The organism is Aeromonas sp. 130281 (assembly GCF_056642115.1).
Genome location: NZ_JBWVQS010000005.1, coordinates 154,973 through 172,975, shown reverse-complemented (window position 1 = coordinate 172,975; position 18,003 = coordinate 154,973). Strand labels below are relative to the sequence as shown.

Below are 18,003 nucleotides of genomic sequence, written 5' to 3'. Positions count from 1 at the left end.
TCATTCAGCAACCTCCTGCAACCAGCGCGCTATGGTGCGCAGACCGTGTCCCTTGGCGCCGGTCGCCCACAGCTCGTTGCCGGATTTCTGATAGGAGGCGGCGAGATCCAGGTGCACCCAGCCCTTGCCCTCGTCACGGACGAAGCGCGACAAGAACGCGGCGGCCGTGGTGGCACCTGCGGTGCCTTCGGCGGAGGCCACGTTGCCCAGCTCGGCGAAGGCCGAGGTGAGCTGCCCCACATGCCAGGGTTCCAGCGGCAGGGGCCAGGCCTTCTCGTTCTCGGCTTTCGCGGCGGCCAGGGCGCGCGCCTGCTCCCGTTCGTCTAAGGCAAACACGGCGTTGTAGTCGCGGCCCAGCGCCGTCTTGGCGGCGCCGGTCAGGGTGGCGGCATCGAGAATGTGGGCGGCGCCGCTGTCGGAGGCCGCCAGCAGGCCGTCGGCCAGCACCAGACGCCCTTCGGCGTCGGTGTTCTGGATCTCCACCGAGATGCCGTTCTTGTAGGTGAGGATGTCACCGAGCTTGAAGGCGTGGCCTGAGACCAGGTTCTCGGCGCAGCAGAGGATGAGTTTCACCCGCTTGTCGAGGCCGCGGCTGATGGCGAGCGCCAGGGCGCCGGTTACCATGGCGGCCCCGCCCATGTCGGACTTCATCGGCAGCATGTTGTCAGAGGACTTCATGGAGTAGCCACCGGAGTCGAAGGTGATGCCCTTGCCCACCAGGGCCGCCACCACGGGGGCGTTGCGATCCCCGGTGGGGTTGTAGTCCAGCTCCAGCAGCACGGGCTCGCGCTCGCTGCCGCGGCCCACCGACCAGATCCCGATATGGCCGGCCTCCCGCAGGGCTTCCCCTGCGGTGATGCGGGCGGTGACCTGATCGCCACCCAGGCCGCGGATCAGCAGCAGGGCGGACTCCGCCAGGCTCATGGGGTAGATCTCTTCCGGGCAACCGTTGGTCACCTCGCGCACCCAGCGGGTCGCCTTGACCAGCGCCTCCAGCTCGCAGGCATCCGCTGCGCTCTGCTCGCCGAAGTCCAGTTCACGCTGCCCTTTGGCGGCATAGAAGCCCTGGGCGAAGGCGTAGCGACGCTCCAGATCCCAGCCCTCACCGGCCAGGCTCACCCCCTTGATGCCGCTCGATTCGAGTCGGCGGGCCGCCCGCTGAATGGTGCGCAGGGCATCCTGCTGCTGGACGCTGGCCCCCAGGTGGATCAGGGTCTCCTCACCGCTGAAACTGAGCAGGGCGCCTTCACCCCAGTGGGCGGCAGCGGCCTGGGCGGATAACAGTACCTTCATCATGTCAGCCATCTTCTCTTGCTTCCTTTTCTTCTTGGCACGATTCATTAACAACGCGGGGTAACGGAGACAAAAAAGGCCGTTCCCCCGAGGGGTACGGCCTTCACCATATCATCACTGCACCATGGGATGCTGCACGCGCAATTCACTCATGTGTAATTAGCGGGTCAATCAATGACGCTCGGAGGCAAGGTTGATGGTGTACTTGGGCAGCTCCACCACCAGATCCTCGTCCGCCAGACGGGCCTGGCAACTCAGGCGGGATTCCGGCTCCAGTCCCCATGCCTTGTCCAGCATGTCGTCTTCCAGCTCATCGCTCGGCTCGAGGGAGTCAAACCCCTCACGCACCACGCAGTGGCAGGTGGTACAGGCACAGGACTTCTCGCAGGCATGCTCGATCTCGATGCCGTTGCGCAGGGCGATGTCCAGTATGGTCTCACCGGTCGCGCCCTCGAGGGCAGCGCCGTCCGGACAGAGTTCGGGGTGAGGCAGAATGATCAGTTTGGGCATATTACACCTTGTTGACGTTTTGGCCGGTCAGCACCTTGCGAATGGACGCATCCATGCGACGGGCCGCAAACTCGCCACTGACGGCATCCGCCGCCTCGATGGCATCTTTGATTTGATTGGTTGTGCCGGTGGCACGCATGGCCAGCAGATGAGTGATCGCGGTGTCGATCTCGGCACGCTCGGCGGCACTCAGCAGCGCCTCGCCATCGGCGGCCAGCGCCGCATTGAGGCTCTCCACCACCCGATCGGCTTCGACCTGCTGCTCCGCCAGCATGCGGGCATCCATGTCCTGCTGGGCATTGGCGATGGAGGCGCTCAGCATGCTGAGGATGTCCTCTTCCGCCAAGCCATAGGAGGGCTTGACCTGGATCTCCGCCTGCACGCCGGAGGATTTCTCCATGGCGCTGACCGACAGCAGCCCGTCCGCATCCACCTGGAAGGTGACGCGAATGTGGGCGGCGCCGGCCGCCATGGGCGGAATGCCGGTCAGGGTGAAGCGGGCCAGGGAGCGGCAATCCGCCACCAGCTCGCGTTCTCCCTGCACCACGTGGATAGCCATGGCAGTCTGGCCATCCTTGAAGGTGGTGAACTCCTGGGCACGGGCCACCGGTATGGTGGTGTTGCGCGGGATCACCTTCTCGGCAAGCCCCCCCATGGTCTCAAGACCGAGAGAGAGCGGGATCACGTCCAGCAGCAGCATCTCGGCATCGGGCTTGTTGCCCACCAGGATGTCGGCCTGGATGGCGGCGCCGATGGCCACCACCTTGTCCGGATCTATGCTGGTCAAGGGCGTACGCTGGAAGAACTCCCCCACCAGCTCGCGCACCAGCGGCACCCGGGTGGAGCCCCCCACCATCACCACTTCCAGCACCTCCACCTGCTCGAGCCCTGCATCGCGCAAGGCGCGGCGGCAGGCCAGCAGGGTGCGCTTGACCAGCGGCAGGATGAGCTCGTCGAACTGGCTACGGCTCACCTCCCCCTGCCAGCCGGCAAAGGTGCAGGCAACGCGGTCGGCATCCGTCAGGCCGTGCTTGACCGCCGCCGCCACGTCCAGCAGCTCGCGCTGGGTGCGGGCATCGAGCTGGCCGCTCAGGCCGGCTTGCGCCTTGATCCAGTCCGCCAGCAGGTGATCGAAGTCATCGCCTCCCAGGGCCGAGTCGCCGCCGGTGGCCATCACCTCGAACACCCCGCGATGCAGACGCAGGATGGAGATGTCGAAGGTGCCGCCACCGAGGTCATAGACGGCAATCACCCCTTCCTGACCGGAGTCGAGGCCGTAGGCGATGGCGGCGGCGGTGGGCTCGTTGAGCAGGCGCAGCACGTGCAGGCCGGCCAGACGGGCCGCATCCTTGGTGCCCTGGCGCTGGGCGTCGTCGAAATAGGCGGGCACTGTGATGACCACGCCGTCGAGGTCGCCCCCCAGGGAGGCGGCGCCGCGCTCGGCCAGTTTTTTCAGGATCTCCGCCGAGACCTGCACCGGATTGACCAGCCCCTGGCGGGTCTGGATCTGGGGCATGCCGTTGTCGGCGGCCACGAACTCGTAAGGCTGCTGACGGGTATCCATGTCGGCCAGCGCCTTGCCCATCATCCGTTTGACCGAGACGATGGTGTTGTGGGGATCGAGGGCGGCTTCGCGCTTGGCGTCAAAGCCCACCCTGATGGCCGCGTCCTGGCCAGCTTGATAGTGCACCACAGAGGGCAGCAGATCGCGCCCCTGCTCGTCACACAGGGTGTCGGCCTGGCCGCTGCGTACGGCGGCAACCAGGGAGTTGGTGGTGCCGAGATCGATGCCTACGGCACGTTTGTGCTGATGAGGTGCGGCGCTCTGGCCGGGCTCGGCGATTTGCAGTAATGCCATGGGTAATCACAATTCCAGCGTTAGAGGGTCAAGACTCGAACAACGAGTCTTCGAATCGTTCCAGCTCCTCGAGGAGCTTGTCGACAAACTTGAGTTTGCGCACGCAGTCGGCCGCCGCCAGATCTTCACCCGCGGTGAGGGCATCGGTCAGCCGTTGCATCAGAGACTGGTGATCATGCCTGATCTCGCGACGAAAATCTTCGATGGCCCCCTCAGGATCCGCTTCTCCTTTCAACTCGGCCAGGCGCTCGCGCCACTCCAGCTGTTGCATCAGGAAAGAGGTGTCTTGCAGGGTCTGTTGCTCGCCTCGAATGTCGGTGCCGCGCAGGGAGAGCAGGTATTCGGCTCGGCGCAGGGGGGACTTGAGGGTGGTGAAGGCATCGTTGATCTGGGCGGCACGCTGCACCGCGGCCAACTGCTCCCGCTCGGGGGCGGTGGCAAAACGATCGGGGTGAAACCGGGTTTGCAACTGGCGGTAGGTGTCTGCCAGCTGGCGGGTATCGAGCTCGAAGCCCTCTGCCAGCCCGAACAGCTCGAAATGATTCATTCTGTGTCCTCAGACTCGAAGGCTAGTGCCTTGCTCACCATCCATCTTGAACGGCAAAGCCGGCAGCAGGCTGCCGGCTTCATCGATTAGACGCTGAAGCTCTCGCCACAACCGCACTCGCCCTTGGCGTTCGGGTTGTTGAACTGGAAGCCCTCGTTGAGGCCCTCCTTGACGAAGTCCAGCTCGGTGCCATCCAGATGGATCAGGCTCTTGGCATCGACGATGATCTTGACACCGTTCTGCTCGAACACCTGATCCTCAGCGGCCAGCTCATCCACAAACTCGAGCACATAGGCAAGGCCAGAACAGCCGGTGGTCTTAACGCCGAGGCGCAGGCCTATGCCCTTGCCCCGGTTGGTTATGAAAGAGGAAACCCGTGCCGCTGCGGCATCTGTCATGGTAATGGCCATACTGCTCTCCGGACCTTAGAGACCTTTCTTCTGCTTGTAATCGGCGATGGCGGCCTTGATGGCATCCTCCGCCAGAATGGAGCAGTGGATCTTCACCGGTGGCAGGGCCAGCTCTTCGGCGATGTCGGTGTTCTTGATGCCAGCGGCTTCGTCCAGGGTCTTGCCCTTGACCCACTCGGTCACCAGGGAGCTGGAGGCGATGGCGGAGCCACAGCCGTAGGTCTTGAACTTGGCGTCTTCGATGATGCCGTCGTCGCTGATCTTCAGTTGCAGCTTCATCACGTCGCCACAGGCCGGGGCGCCGACCATGCCGGTCGCGATGCTGGGGTCGTTCTTGTCAAAACCACCGACGTTGCGGGGATTCTCGTAGTGGTCGATTACTTTTTCACTGTAAGCCATATCTAACTCCTGCTAATTCCGTTGTTCACCAAACACTTGCCACGCTGGCAAGGATCAGTGATGTGCCCATTCGACCGTGTTCAGATCGACGCCGTCCTTGAACATCTCCCACAGGGGGGACATCTCGCGCAGACGACCGATGGAGTCGCAGATGAGCTTGATTGCGTAGTCGATCTCTTCCTCTGTGGTGAAGCGACCGATGCTGAAGCGGATGGAGCTGTGTGCCAACTCGTCGTTCAGGCCCAGGGCGCGCAGCACGTAGGAAGGCTCCAGGCTGGCCGAGGTACAGGCCGAACCGGAAGAGACAGCCAGATCCTTCAGCGCCATGATGAGGGATTCCCCTTCCACATAGGCGAAGCTGACGTTCAGGTTACCCGGGACACGCTGGTCCAGATCGCCGTTGATATAGACTTCTTCGATGTTCTTGATGCCGTCCCACAGACGCTGACGCAGGGCCATGATGTGCTGGCTCTCGCTCGCCATCTCTTCCTTGGCGATGCGGAAGGCCTCGCCCATGCCGACGATCTGGTGAGTCGCCAGGGTGCCGGAACGCATGCCGCGCTCATGACCACCACCGTGCATCTGGGCTTCCAGGCGCACCCGCGGCTTGCGGCGCACGTAGAGGGCACCTATGCCTTTCGGGCCGTATACCTTGTGGGCAGACATGGAGAGCAGATCCACTTTCAGCGCTTCCACGTCGACCGGGATCTTGCCCACGCTCTGGACCGCGTCCACGTGCAGCAGGACCTTGCGGGAGCGGCACAGCTCGCCGATGGCGTTGATGTCTTGCACCACGCCGATCTCGTTGTTGACGTGCATGATGCTGACCAGGATGGTGTCATCGCGCAGGGCGCCTTCGATCTGCGCCAGGGTGAACAGGCCGCTGGGCATCGGCTCGAGGTAGGTTACCTCGTAGCCTTCACGCTCCAGCTGACGGCAGGTATCGAGCACCGCCTTGTGTTCAGTCTTGGAGGTGATGATGTGCTTGCCCTTGCCAGCATAGAAGTGGGCTATGCCCTTGATGGCCAGGTTGTTGGATTCGGTCGCGCCGGAGGTGAAGACGATCTCGCGAGGATCTGCACCAATCAGCTCTGCCACTTGATTACGGGCCAGGTCCACCGCCTCTTCGGCCTGCCAGCCGAAACGGTGAGAGCGGGAGGCAGGATTGCCAAACAGGCCGTCCATGGTGAGGCACTGCATCATTTTTTCTGCGACACGCGGGTCCACCGGACAGGTTGCCGAATAATCAAGGTAAATAGGCAGTTTCATGTTTTTCTCCGTTACGACGGGGTCACACAGCGACTCGTCGTGGAAAGCACGTTTATAGTTGGACTTTCAAGCTCACATCACCGCGTTCTGCCCGGTCAACCAGGGACAACACGGTCTTCATTTGTTCATCTTGCTTGCCGGCGATGCGGCGCACATCGGCCTGACCGACCAGCTCCGCCAGGGTGATGTCCCCCAGGAAACTGGAAATGCGCTCGCTCAAGTCACGCCACAGGGAGTGGGTCAGACACTGGGTACCGCCGTGGCAGCCACCCTTGCCGAGACACTTGGTCGCATCGACCGACTCATCGACCGCGGTGATCACCTGACCTACCGAGATCTCGCCAGGGGCCAGACCGAGGCGATAACCGCCACCCGGGCCGCGCACGCTGCTCACCAATCCATGCTTGCGCAGACGGGCAAACAGTTGTTCCAGATAGGACAAGGAGATGCCCTGGCGCTCTGAAATATCAGCCAGGGGAACGGGCCCCTGCTCTGCATGCAACGCCACGTCTAGCATGGCTGTCACAGCGTAACGTCCTTTTGAGGTCAGTCTCATATGCCTTACCGTCTTGCGAACAAATCAATATGGGCACATGGTCACATACCCGACTAAAACAGTCAAGTATATGCTTGAGTAAATCAGTCGGGATTAATCCTGTGGCCGGGCTTTCTGCACCGAGGTGAGAATGCCCCGCAGTATATTCAATTCAATCGCTTCTGGCCGGGCACGATTGAACAGACGACGCAGCTTGCTCATCACATGACCGGGGTGATCATCGGCAATGAAACCTGTCTTCTGCAGGGTCTGCTCCAGGTGCAGATAGAAGCCTTCCAGCTGCTGCGCGCTGGGATAATCGGCCCGCTCCGCCTCTGCGCCCGCCGTGTCACACCCCTGTGTCTCCAGCCAGTGCATGCGCACCTCGTAGCAGAGGGTCTGCACCGCCATGGCCAGATTGAGGGAGCTGTAGTCGGGATTGGCCGGGATGGCCACGTGGTAGTGGCACTTCTGCAGCTCGTCGTTGGTGAGGCCGGTGCGTTCACGGCCAAACACCAGGGCGACCGGGTGCGTCACCCCTTCCGTCACCAGCTTCTCGCCCGCTTCACGGGGATCCAGCATGGGCCAGCTCAGGGTGCGGGATCGGGCACTGGTGCCGATGACCAGGCCGCAATCGGCGATGGCGTCGTCCAGCGTCGGGACTATGCGGGCATTGGCCAGCACATCGCCGGCCCCCGCCGCCAGGGCGATGGCATCGTCATCTGGCAAGGCTTGCGGATCGACCAACACCAGCTGCGTCAGCCCCATGGTCTTCATGGCTCTCGCCGCAGACCCCATGTTGCCGGTGTGCGAGGTGTTTACCAACACGATACGAATCTGATCCAACATGCCCAGTCAATCTTCAGTCAAAAATGGCGCGCAATTGTAACATAACCAATCGCTATTTTGGCACCGCTTCTGACCCCGCATTTCAGAACAAAAGTGATGGTTCGTATAACCAACCGGCCTGAAGGCGGGAAAAGGGAGGGCTAACCTTAGAGGGTCGAGCTGCATTATCCGGAGTCACCCTCTCATGCTTCCCCCCTGGATCTATGAACAACTGCCGCTGCTTTACCTGCTGCTCTCCGCCTTGCTGTGGTCCTTTGCCCACTCCCCGCTGCTCTGGCTCGCGGCGACCCTGCTGTTTACCGTGGGTGCTCTCCTCTGGATGATGCGCTCCAACTACAGGCGCACCGATCTGGTCATCTATCCCGCCAAGCGCTGGCTGCAACCGGAGTGGTACTACGAGGCCCTGCCCTTCCTGTGGCTGGCGCTCGGGCTGGTGCTGCTGCGCCTGCCTGACACCACGGCCCTGCTCGCCCTGCTCCCCTGTCTCTGGGCTGGTCGCTGCCTGTGGGCCCGGCGGCGTCACCGCCATCATGCCCGGGGACTGGCCCTGCAGCTGAGACGCGGCTCAGGCCATAGACGCGGGCAGCGGATCCTGCGCTGATCGCACCCGCGCTATCAGGGTAGCCAGATCCATCAGGGGATATTTCATCAGCCCGGGCAGCCCATCGAGATCCAGGCTGTCCATCAGGTTCTTCACCTCGAGGCCCAGCTCGGTATCCCCTTCTATCTTCAGCCTGCGCTGGAAGAAGAGGGAGTCCGGATCCTCCTTGCGACCGGCAATCAGGATGAGATCCTGGCTGCTGCCGCTGAAGCAGACATCGGCTCGCTCGCAGTCACGGGCCACCACCAGTTTTCCCTCTCGCTCGCTGACGAACCAGCAGAGTTCGAGATCCGATACCTCTACTTTGAGCCACTTGCCCGCCAGGAAGGCGAAATCCCCATCCTGGATGGCTTCCTTGAACGCCTGCGCCAGCAAGGCCTCCATCAGGTTTTGCTGCAGGGTGAAGGGCACCAGCTTGAGGGGATGACGCAAGAGACGAGGGGCCTGTTCGATCAGGCGGCGTTGCAGTTGTTGAAACACGATAAACTCCCAGTTTTTTGCCCATTCAAACACAGTGCAATTTTCAGGATCCTGTTGAAAATCAAACTTGTGCCCACTTACCTCAAGAAGGGTAAAGCCACCTAAAGCTGCCTCAGGTCAAAAAGCGGGGGTCCAAGCCTGCATACAATCGGGCCACTTTTTGCATTTTTGCCCTCTCGGAGCGTACCCGATGGAATTACTCTGCCCGGCAGGCAGCCTGCCGGCACTGAAGACAGCCGTGGATAACGGGGCCGATGCCGTCTACATCGGCTTCAAGGATGACACCAATGCCCGCCACTTCGCCGGGCTCAACTTCACGGACAGCAAGCTGGAAAGAGCGGTGGACTATGTGCACCGGCACGGCCGCAAGCTGCACATCGCCATCAACACCTTCGCCCACCCGGGCTCGGATGCCAGATGGAAGCAGGCGGTGGACAGAGGGGTGGCGCTCGGTGCCGATGCCCTCATCATCGCCGATCTCGCCGTGCTGGATTACGCCAGCCGCCACCATCCCGACATGGAGCTCCATGTCTCGGTACAGGCCAGCGCCACCAACGCTGCCGCCATCCGCTTCTACCAGCAGCACTTCAACGTCGGCCGGGTGGTGCTGCCACGGGTGCTCTCCATGCACCAGGTCAGGCAGCTGGCCCGCGAGACCGATGTCGGCCTCGAGGTGTTCGCCTTCGGCAGCCTCTGCATCATGGCGGAGGGGCGCTGCTATCTATCCTCCTACATGACGGGCGAGAGCCCCAATACCGTGGGCGCCTGCTCCCCCGCCAAGTTCGTGCGCTGGGAGGAGACCCCCCGTGGTCTCGAATCCCGTCTCAACGAGGTGCTGATCGATCGCTACGGCCCGGGGGAAAACGCCGGCTACCCGACCCTGTGCAAGGGGCGTTTCGAGGTGGATGGCCAGACCTATCACGCCCTGGAGGAGCCTACCAGCCTCAACACCCTCGGCTTGTTGCCAGAGCTGTTCCAGACCGGGATCCAGTCGGTCAAGATCGAGGGCCGCCAGCGCAGCCCCGCCTATGTCGAGCAGGTGACCCGGGTCTGGCGCGCCGCCATCGACGCCTATCAGGCCAACCCCGACGCCTACAGCGTCAAGAGCGAGTGGGATGCCCAGCTTGCCCGCGTCTCCGAGGGAAGCCAGACCACCCTCGGCGCCTATCATCGCCAGTGGCAATAAAAGGAGCACATCATGCAATTCTCTCTCGGGCCCCTGCTCTTCTACTGGCCCAAGGCCGATACCCAGGCCTTCTATGAGGCGGCGGCGCAGAGCCAGGCCGACATCATCTATCTGGGCGAGACGGTGTGCAGCAAGCGCCGCGAACTGAAAGGGGATGACTGGATAGCCCTGGCCCGCCAGGTGGCGAGCTCGGGCAAGCAGGCCGTGCTCTCCACCCTGGCGCTGATCTCGGCGCCGTCTGAGCTCAAGGAGGTCAAGCGGCTGGTCGACAACGGCGATCTCATGGTCGAGGCCAACGATCTCGGTGCCGTTCAGCTCGCCTGGGAGGCGGGGCTGCCCTTCGTGTGCGGCCCGGCCATCAATGCCTACAATGCCGAGGTGCTGCGCATGCTGCTCAAGCAGGGGATGCGGCGCTGGGTGATGCCGGTGGAACTCTCCCGCGACTGGCTGGTACAGCTCAGCCAGGATCTGGGGCCGGCCCGCCAGCAGTTCGAGGTGGAGGTGTTCGCTTACGGCCACCTGCCGCTCGCCTATTCGGCGCGCTGTTTTACCGCCCGCTCCCTCGACAAGCCCAAGGACAACTGCGAGCTCGCCTGCATCCACTACCCCACAGGGCGCCTGGCCAGCAGCCGCGAGGGGCAGAAGGTGTTCAATCTCAACGGTATCCAGACCCAGTCCGGCTACTGCTACAACCTCGGCAACGAGCTCGAAGGCATGGCGGGACTGGTGGATGTGGTGCGCCTCTCCCCCGAAGGGATGGAGACACTCGACATGCTGGCCCGTTTCAAGGCCAACCAGCAGGGTCAGGCACCCCTCCCCCTGCAGCAGGAGCGGGACTGCAACGGTTACTGGCGGCAGATCCCCGGCATGAGCCTGGTGGAATAGCGGTACAACCTGTGTCACAGACAGCAAAAAGGCCTCATCAAGAGGCCTTTTTCACTGGGGGCGGATGCCCTTCTCACGCTTTGCTGTTTTTGCCCTGGGCACCCGGCGGCAAGGGTTTGCGCGCCATCAGCTCCAGCTCGAGCAGGGCATAGCGATGCTCGATGAAGTCATAGACGTTGTTGGCCAGCGCCAGCTTGAAGTAGCTGATGGCTTCCTTGCGGTTGCCCTTGGCCAGCTCGAACTTGCCAAGGTAGAAGTAGGTTTCGCACAGGCGCTCGGCGAGCTCCCGGTTGTCCTTCACCCCTTTCACCACGTTGCCCATCAGCTGGGTGGCGTTGATCTCGCCGGTATAGAGGCGGACCAGATCCCAGTTCCAGGCGTCGTCGTCATACTTGTTCAGCCGCTCGCGCATCCGGCTCATGGCCGCCGGCCCGTTGAGCTTCTGCTCGGCCAGATAGAGCCAGATCACCCGGTAGGGATCTTCCGGCTGCGCCTCGTAGAAACGCTTCATGTCGGCGGTGGCCAGCTCGGGCCTGTTGCCGTAATAGAGCGCTATGCCACGGTTGAGGTAGGCGTAATCGTAATCCGGGGCGAGTTCGAGTGCCGAATCGAATGCCTCATAGGCCTCGTCATAGTTCTGTTGCTGAACCAGATAGACACCGATGAAGTTGTAAGCCTCGGCAAAGTCGGGCTTCTCCCGCAGGGCGCGGTTGAAGTCGAGCCGAGCGAGGGAACGAAGGCCAACCCGGTCAAACACCACGGCACGCTCATAGAAGAGTTCGGCGCGCTGTTCGGTCGTCAATTCCATTTCACTGAGCATCTGCCCGAGTCGCGCCAAGGCCAACTCGCTCTGGTAGGAGACCTGCAAGGGGGTCGCCAATACCAATGAAGCGGGTTGCGGCTTGGGAACTTGAGGCGCTGTAACCTGACTGCTACTGCTGCATCCCCACATGGGGAGCAACAACAGGATACCGGTGAGGTATCCAATCCCTATCCTGACGTTCAATGAACACTCCGACGCTTACGCTTGACCCCGCATATGGTAAAGGTCAACCGGCCTTTTGTCATGTGGCGCAACCCCTATCCCTCAAATAAATCAGGATTCGACAGGGTATCCGGCATCACGCCAACCACGAAAGCCTCCATCGACGCTGACCACCCGGGAATACCCCATCTTCCGCAGGTTGTCCGCCGCCAGGATGGAGCGAAATCCCCCACCACAATAGAGGTAGAGCTCGGTGTCGGGATCGGGAAAACGGGTCTCGATGTCCCGCTCCATCACACCGCGGCCCAGGTGTTCGGCCCCCGGCAGGTGCCCGGTCGCCCACTCGTTATCTTCCCGCACATCGATCAGGTGAAAAACACGGCCTTCTTCCTGCCAGCGCCTGATCTGGTGCACGTCGGTTTCCCGTATCTGCGGGCGAATGGCCTCTACCAGAGCCAGAAAACGGGGATTGTGTTGCATGGCTTGCTCCTTGCATTTGAGGATGGGGGCTGGGGAGCATAATGACTCAGCCGCGCCCCAAGAGAAAGGGCGCCTTGTGGCGCCCTTGTCTGTTACGGCAGGATCTCTTGCTGATCCGCCCCTTCTTTTTCCACCTGGGTCGGCAGCATGTGCTCCCGCTTGACCCCGAAGAACATGGCAGAGGCACTCGCCACATAGATGGAGGAGTAGGTCCCGAAGGCCACCCCTATCACCATGGCGATGGCAAAACCGTGGATCAGCGGGCCACCCTTGAGCAGCAGCGCCACCACCACCACGAAGGTCAACCCCGAGGTGATGATGGTCCGGCTCAGGGTCTCGGTCATGGAGAGATCCATGATCTCGGCGGTATCCCCCCGACGCACCTTGCGGAAATTCTCCCGCACCCGGTCGAACACCACTATGGTGTCGTTCAGGGAGTAGCCCACCAGGGTCATCAGCGCCGCCAGCACGGTCAGGTCGAACTCGTACTGGAAGTAGGCGAAGATGCCGAGGGTGATGATGACGTCGTGGGCCAGGGAGAGGATGCCCCCCATGGCCAGACGCCACTCGAACCGCACCGCCACGTAGGCCAGGATACAGAGGATGGAGGCCAGCATGGCCAGGGCACCGTCTGTCGCCAGCTCGTCACCCACCGAAGGACCGACGAACTCGACCCGCTTGAGCACGGCGCCCTCGTCGATCAGCTTGGCGGCTGCCAGTACCTCGTTGCCCTGCTGCTCGACCTTGACCCCCTCTTGGGGAGCCATGCGCACCAGCACGTCGCGGCTGGAGCCGAAGAACTGCAGGGTCGCCCCTTCAATCTTCTGCTCGTCCAGCGCTTCGTGCATCTTGTCCAGGCTCACCGATTGCTGGAACCCCACTTCTATGGTGGTGCCCCCGGTAAAGTCCAGCCCCCAGTTCAGGCCACGATCGAACAGGCAGAACAGGGCGAGCATCGTCAGCAAGGCAGAGAACACCATTCCCGACCTGGCGAAACGCATGAAGGGGATGGGCTTTTCAAAATGTAGGATCTGAAACATGTCTCTTCCTTAGATCGGCAGCTTGTCGATGCGCCGTCCGCCCCAGGCCAGGTTGATGATGGCGCGGGATACAGTAATGGCCGTAAACATGGAGGCGGTCAGACCTATGCCCAGGGTCAGGGCGAAGCCCTTGATGGCGCCGGTGCCGATGCCAAACAGGATCACACAGGTGATGAGCGAGGTAACGTTCGAGTCGGCGATGGTCGAGAAGGCGCGGTCAAAGCCCATGTGGATGGCCTGCTGCACCCCGCGGCCGTTGCGGATCTCTTCACGAATACGCTCGTAGATCAGCACGTTCGCATCCACCGCCATGCCCAGCGTCAGCACGATACCGGCGATACCCGGCAGGGTCATGGTGGCCCCCGGTATCATCGACATGATGCCGACGATCAGCACCAGGTTCATGGAGAGGGCCAGATTGGCCACCCAACCGAACGCACGGTAGTAGATCCCCATGAACAGCACTATCACCAGCATGGCCCAGCCGATGGCTTCCATCCCGCTGTCGATGTTCTGCTGACCCAGGCTCGGGCCTATGGTGCGCTCTTCGACGATCTGGATGGGGGCTATCAGGGCACCGGCACGCAGCAGCAGCGCCAGGTTGTGGGCTTCGTTGGCGTTGTCGATGCCGGTGATGCGGAACTGGCTGCCAAGGCGCGACTGGATGGTGGCGACGTTGATCACCTCCTCCTGCTTGCGGAACTTGCGCTTGCCGTCCGGACCGGGTTGACCCACCGGCTTGTACTCGATGAAGACGGTGGCCATGCCCTTACCGACGTTGTCCTTGGTAAAGTTGGCCATCTTGTTGCCACCCTGGCCATCGAGCTTGATGTTGACCTGGGGACGGCTGTATTCATCGAAACCGGACTGGGCACCCACTATGTGGTCACCTGTCAGGATCACGCGCTTTTGCAGCACCACGGGACGACCGTTGCGATCGTTGTAGACCTTGGAGCTCGGCGGCACCCGGCCTGCAGCAGCGGCCTGGATGTCGGCGGCCTCATCGACCATGTGGAACTCCAGGGTCGCGGTGGCCCCCAGGATCTCCTTGGCACGGGCGGTGTCCTGGATACCGGGCAGCTCCACCACGATGCGCTCGGCACCCTGCTGTTGTACCAGCGGCTCGGCCACACCCAGCTCGTTCACCCGGTTGCGGATGATGGTGATGTTCTGCTCGAGGGCGTACTTCTTCACTTCCTTGATCTTGGCTTCACTCAAGCCGGCCAGCAGGATGAAGTCATCCCCTTTCTGCTCGGTGGTGAAGGTGAGATCCGGATTCTGCCGACGCAGGAAAGAGGCCGCCTTGGCCTGATCGGCCTCCTCGCGGAACACCACCTGCACCTGATCACCCACCCGGCGTACGCCGGAGTAACGGATCTTCTGGGTGCGCAGCTCGGAGCGGAAATCCTGCACCATCTGCTCTTGCTGCTTGGTCAGCGCCTCGGCCATGTCCACTTCCATCAGGAAGTGCACACCACCGCGCAGGTCCAGACCCAGCTTGAGGGGAGCAGCGCCGATGGCTTCGAGCCAGGCAGGGGTGGAAGGTGCCAGGTTGAGGGCAGTGATGAAGTTGTCGCCCAGCTTGTTGGCGACGATGTCACGTGCCTTGAGCTGGTCTTCGGTATTGGTAAACCGGATCAGAATGAAACCGTGTTCGAACGCAGCATGTTTGACCGGGATCTGAGCCGCTTCGAGCGTCTCCTTCACCTGATCGAGCGTCTCTAGTTTGACTTCGGCACCACGGCTGGCAGATACCTGCAAGGCCGGGTCTTCGCCGTAAAGATTGGGGGCTGCATATAGAAAACCGATGGCGATCACGACGATCACCATCAGGTATTTCCACAGCGGATAGCGATTTAACACGCTGTGCTCCTCGGGAGATTAAAGGGACTGGATAGAACCCTTGGGCAGAACGGCAGAGACGAAATCACGCTTGATGGTGACCTGGGTCTGATCGTTCAGGGCCAGCACTATGTAGTCGCTATCGGCGGAGACCTTGGCGATCTTGCCGACCAGGCCACCTGAGGTGAGCACTTCGTCACCCTTGGCCAGGGAGCTCATCAGATCGCGATGAGTCTTGGCGCGCTTGGCCTGGGGACGGTAGATCATGAAATAGAAGATGAGGCCAAACACGGCCAGCATGATGATCATTTCCATGCCACCACCCTGTGCACCCGGAGCTGCGCCTTCTGCATACGCCTTGGAGATAATGCTCATTTAACAACCTCTTATTGATGTAGATTTGAAAACTAACTTATATGTCGTTGTTATTTCACGTCATTTTCAGTTAACGGAGGCACGGGCTTCCCTTGCCGACGGTAAAACTCAGTTACAAAGTCGTCTAATTTACCCTGCTCGATCGCGTCCCGCAAACCCTGCATCACACGCTGGTAATAACGCAGGTTATGAATGGTATTCAGACGGGCACCGAGGATCTCGTTGCACTTGTCCAGATGGTACAGATAGCTGCGGGTGTAGTTCTTGCAGGTGTAGCAGTCGCAGTCCGCATCCAGGGTGCTGGTGTCCTCGCGATACTTGGCGTTGCGGATCTTGACCACCCCGTCCGTGGTGAACAGATGACCGTTGCGGGCGTTGCGGGTCGGCATCACGCAATCGAACATGTCGATGCCGCGGCGCACCCCTTCCACCAGATCTTCGGGCTTGCCCACCCCCATCAGGTAGCGCGGCTTGTCGGCCGGGATCTTCGGGCAGACGTGATCCAGGATGCGATGCATGTCTTCCTTGGGCTCACCCACCGCCAGACCGCCGACCGCATAGCCGTCGAAGCCTATTTCCAGCAGACCGTCCAGGGAGACATCCCGCAGCGGCTCGTAGACGGAGCCCTGGATGATGCCGAACAGGGCGTTCTTGTTGCCAAGGGCATCGAACTTGTCGCGGGAGCGCTTGGCCCAGCGCAGGGACATCTCCATGGACTTGCGCGCCTCTTCGTAGGTCGCCGGATAGGGCGTGCACTCGTCGAAGATCATCACGATGTCGGAGCCCAGATCGTACTGGATCTCCATGGATTTCTCGGGGTCGAGGAAGATCTTCTCGCCGTTGATGGGATGACGGAAGTGCACCCCCTCCTCGGTGATCTTGCGAATGTGACCCAGGCTGAACACCTGGAAACCACCGGAGTCGGTGAGGATGGGGCCCTGCCAGTTCATGAAGTCATGCAGATCCCCGTGGGCGCGCATCACCGCCTGACCCGGCCGCAGCCAGAGGTGGAAGGTGTTGCCAAGCAGGATCTGGGCACCGGTCTCGCGCACCTCTTCCGGGGTCATCCCCTTGACGGTGCCGTAGGTGCCGACCGGCATGAAGGCCGGGGTCTGGACCACACCGCGCTCGAATACCAGCTGACCGCGACGGGCGCGACCATCTGTGGTTTTCAGTTCAAATTTCATTGCTACCTCTATTCAGTCAGAGAAACAGTCTGACAGCGGAGGGCCCCATGGGCCCGATACAAGAAACCGGCCAGGATCCTGACAAGGCCTCCCTGAACGGCTTCTGAAGGCTAAGGCTTATGCCTCGACCTGGCGACGGGTGACAAACATGGCGTCCCCGTAGCTGAAGAAACGGTACTGCTCTTCCACTGCCGCCTGATAGGCCGCCATCACGTTGTCGTACCCCGCGAAGGCGCTGACCAGCATGATCAGGGTGGATTCGGGCAGGTGGAAGTTGGTGACCATGGCATCGACCAGCTGGAACTGGTAACCCGGGAAGATGAAGATGTCGGTGTCGCTGAAAAACGGCGCCAACGGCTTGCCCTGGGCCAGGGTCACCTTGGCCGCGCTCTCGAGGGATCGCACCGAGGTGGTCCCCACCGCAATCACCCGTCCACCGCGGGCGCGGGTCGCGGCGATGGCGTCCACCACCTCCTGGGGCACTTCGGCGTATTCGGAGTGCATGTGGTGGTCTTCAATCTTCTCCACCCGCACCGGCTGGAAGGTGCCCGCCCCCACGTGCAGGGTCACGAAAGCCGTTTCCACGCCCTTGGCACGAATTTTCTCGAGCAGCGGCTCGTCGAAGTGCAACCCGGCGGTCGGCGCCGCCACGGCGCCCGGCTTCTGGTTGTAGACGGTCTGGTAACGCTCCTTGTCGGCATCCTCGTCGGGACGGTCGATATAGGGGGGCAGCGGCATGTGGCCGATGGCCTCCAGGATCTCAAGCACGGGGCGGGGGTCCAGGAAGTGGATCTCGAACAGGGCATCGTGGCGGGCGCGCATCTCGGCCTCCACCTTCTCCCCATCGGGGCCGCCATCCAGGATGAGGCGAGTGCCGGGCTTGGGAGACTTGGAGGAGCGGACATGGGCCAGCACGCTGTGCTCGTCCAGAATGCGCTCCACCAGCACTTCCAGCTTGCCGCCGCTGGCCTTCTGGCCAAACATGCGCGCCGGAATGACTCGGGTGTTGTTGAACACCAGCAGGTCGCCCGGGTTGAGCTGGTCCAGCACATCCACAAATTGACCGTGGCGCAGGGCGCCGCTTTGACCATCGAGCTGCAACAGGCGGCTGGCGGTGCGCTCTGCCATCGGATAGCGGGCAATCAGCTCGTCTGGCAGATCAAAATGAAAATCGGATACTTGCATCTTTCACCTCGGGGGAATCGGCGGCTAGTCTAGTTATCCCCCTCTGCCAAGGCAACCCAAAAGACCAAAAACCCAAGGCCGGCAAGG

General features: G+C 61.8%; 20 protein-coding genes. 3 read left to right on the top strand and 17 right to left on the bottom strand.

Annotation, left to right across the window (positions count from 1 at the left end; all coding sequences use genetic code 11):
• The 9 genes from pepB to trmJ form a co-directional block, all read right to left on the bottom strand.
• On the bottom strand, positions 1-1,305 hold the full coding sequence (pepB, locus tag AC1IN8_RS14685) for an aminopeptidase PepB (RefSeq protein WP_479759379.1): 1,305 nt from the start codon (positions 1,303-1,305) through the stop codon (positions 1-3).
• Positions 1,306-1,464: 159 nt separating this feature from the next.
• On the bottom strand, positions 1,465-1,803 hold the full coding sequence (gene fdx / locus AC1IN8_RS14680; protein WP_005324284.1) for an ISC system 2Fe-2S type ferredoxin: 339 nt from the start codon (positions 1,801-1,803) through the stop codon (positions 1,465-1,467).
• A gap of 1 nt (position 1,804) precedes the next feature.
• Positions 1,805-3,661, bottom strand: a complete 1,857-nt coding sequence (gene hscA, locus AC1IN8_RS14675) for a Fe-S protein assembly chaperone HscA (protein ID WP_139434250.1) — start codon at positions 3,659-3,661, stop codon at positions 1,805-1,807.
• 28 nt (positions 3,662-3,689) lie between these two features.
• Positions 3,690-4,208, bottom strand: a complete 519-nt coding sequence (gene hscB, locus AC1IN8_RS14670) for a co-chaperone HscB (RefSeq protein WP_043131709.1) — start codon at positions 4,206-4,208, stop codon at positions 3,690-3,692.
• Between the two features lie 86 nt (positions 4,209-4,294).
• Positions 4,295-4,618 carry an iron-sulfur cluster assembly protein IscA gene (gene iscA / locus AC1IN8_RS14665; protein WP_005324290.1) on the bottom strand — a complete coding sequence of 108 codons (324 nt, stop codon included), beginning with the start codon at positions 4,616-4,618 and terminating at the stop codon, positions 4,295-4,297.
• 15 nt (positions 4,619-4,633) lie between these two features.
• Positions 4,634-5,017, bottom strand: coding sequence for a Fe-S cluster assembly scaffold IscU (gene iscU, locus AC1IN8_RS14660; protein WP_005299770.1), 384 nt, complete (start codon positions 5,015-5,017; stop codon positions 4,634-4,636).
• Between the two features lie 54 nt (positions 5,018-5,071).
• Entirely contained in the window at positions 5,072-6,286 is a 1,215-nt protein-coding gene (locus tag AC1IN8_RS14655; protein ID WP_479759376.1) for an IscS subfamily cysteine desulfurase, read from the bottom strand.
• A 52-nt stretch (positions 6,287-6,338) separates the two neighbouring features.
• A complete protein-coding gene (gene iscR, locus AC1IN8_RS14650) occupies positions 6,339-6,842 on the bottom strand; it encodes a Fe-S cluster assembly transcriptional regulator IscR (RefSeq protein ID WP_025327241.1) in 504 nt (167 codons plus the stop codon).
• A gap of 93 nt (positions 6,843-6,935) precedes the next feature.
• A complete protein-coding gene (trmJ, locus tag AC1IN8_RS14645; RefSeq protein WP_479759374.1) occupies positions 6,936-7,670 on the bottom strand; it encodes a tRNA (cytosine(32)/uridine(32)-2'-O)-methyltransferase TrmJ in 735 nt (244 codons plus the stop codon).
• 184 nt (positions 7,671-7,854) lie between these two features.
• On the opposite strand from trmJ, the gene AC1IN8_RS14640 reads away from it, so the two are divergent.
• Positions 7,855-8,271: a hypothetical protein gene (locus AC1IN8_RS14640; protein ID WP_202045948.1), complete on the top strand. Its 417-nt coding sequence runs from the start codon at positions 7,855-7,857 to the stop codon at positions 8,269-8,271.
• Here the strand turns inward: AC1IN8_RS14640 and ubiT are convergent.
• Positions 8,236-8,751, bottom strand: coding sequence for a ubiquinone anaerobic biosynthesis accessory factor UbiT (gene ubiT, locus AC1IN8_RS14635; protein ID WP_479759373.1), 516 nt, complete (start codon positions 8,749-8,751; stop codon positions 8,236-8,238). The genes AC1IN8_RS14640 and ubiT overlap by 36 nt on opposite strands.
• Positions 8,752-8,941: 190 nt before the next feature.
• Here ubiT and ubiU point away from each other — a divergent pair, with 190 nt between their 5' ends.
• Both ubiU and AC1IN8_RS14625 read left to right on the top strand, forming a co-directional pair.
• Complete coding sequence (gene ubiU, locus AC1IN8_RS14630) at positions 8,942-9,937, top strand: ubiquinone anaerobic biosynthesis protein UbiU (RefSeq protein WP_139434245.1); 996 nt, start codon at positions 8,942-8,944, stop codon at positions 9,935-9,937.
• Positions 9,938-9,949: 12 nt separating this feature from the next.
• Complete coding sequence (locus AC1IN8_RS14625; RefSeq protein WP_479759371.1) at positions 9,950-10,822, top strand: U32 family peptidase; 873 nt, start codon at positions 9,950-9,952, stop codon at positions 10,820-10,822.
• Positions 10,823-10,895: 73 nt separating this feature from the next.
• Here AC1IN8_RS14625 and nlpI read toward each other — a convergent pair whose 3' ends face one another.
• From nlpI to queA, 7 genes are all read right to left on the bottom strand, one after another.
• Entirely contained in the window at positions 10,896-11,828 is a 933-nt protein-coding gene (nlpI, locus tag AC1IN8_RS14620) for a lipoprotein NlpI (RefSeq protein WP_307764782.1), read from the bottom strand.
• A 90-nt stretch (positions 11,829-11,918) separates the two neighbouring features.
• The gene (locus AC1IN8_RS14615; protein WP_479759369.1) at positions 11,919-12,287 is read right to left on the bottom strand and encodes a rhodanese-like domain-containing protein; all 369 of its coding nucleotides are present in this window, start codon (positions 12,285-12,287) and stop codon (positions 11,919-11,921) included.
• Between the two features lie 92 nt (positions 12,288-12,379).
• Complete coding sequence (secF, locus tag AC1IN8_RS14610) at positions 12,380-13,327, bottom strand: protein translocase subunit SecF (RefSeq protein ID WP_479759367.1); 948 nt, start codon at positions 13,325-13,327, stop codon at positions 12,380-12,382.
• A 9-nt stretch (positions 13,328-13,336) separates the two neighbouring features.
• On the bottom strand, positions 13,337-15,190 hold the full coding sequence (gene secD, locus AC1IN8_RS14605) for a protein translocase subunit SecD (protein WP_025327250.1): 1,854 nt from the start codon (positions 15,188-15,190) through the stop codon (positions 13,337-13,339).
• A gap of 18 nt (positions 15,191-15,208) precedes the next feature.
• Positions 15,209-15,544 (bottom strand): preprotein translocase subunit YajC, encoded by a 336-nt coding sequence (gene yajC, locus AC1IN8_RS14600; protein WP_041205953.1) that lies wholly within the window; start codon positions 15,542-15,544, stop codon positions 15,209-15,211.
• A gap of 50 nt (positions 15,545-15,594) precedes the next feature.
• Positions 15,595-16,731 carry a tRNA guanosine(34) transglycosylase Tgt gene (tgt, locus tag AC1IN8_RS14595; protein ID WP_025327252.1) on the bottom strand — a complete coding sequence of 379 codons (1,137 nt, stop codon included), beginning with the start codon at positions 16,729-16,731 and terminating at the stop codon, positions 15,595-15,597.
• A gap of 117 nt (positions 16,732-16,848) precedes the next feature.
• On the bottom strand, positions 16,849-17,916 hold the full coding sequence (gene queA, locus AC1IN8_RS14590) for a tRNA preQ1(34) S-adenosylmethionine ribosyltransferase-isomerase QueA (RefSeq protein ID WP_479759365.1): 1,068 nt from the start codon (positions 17,914-17,916) through the stop codon (positions 16,849-16,851).
• Between the last annotated feature and the right edge of the window lie 87 nt (positions 17,917-18,003).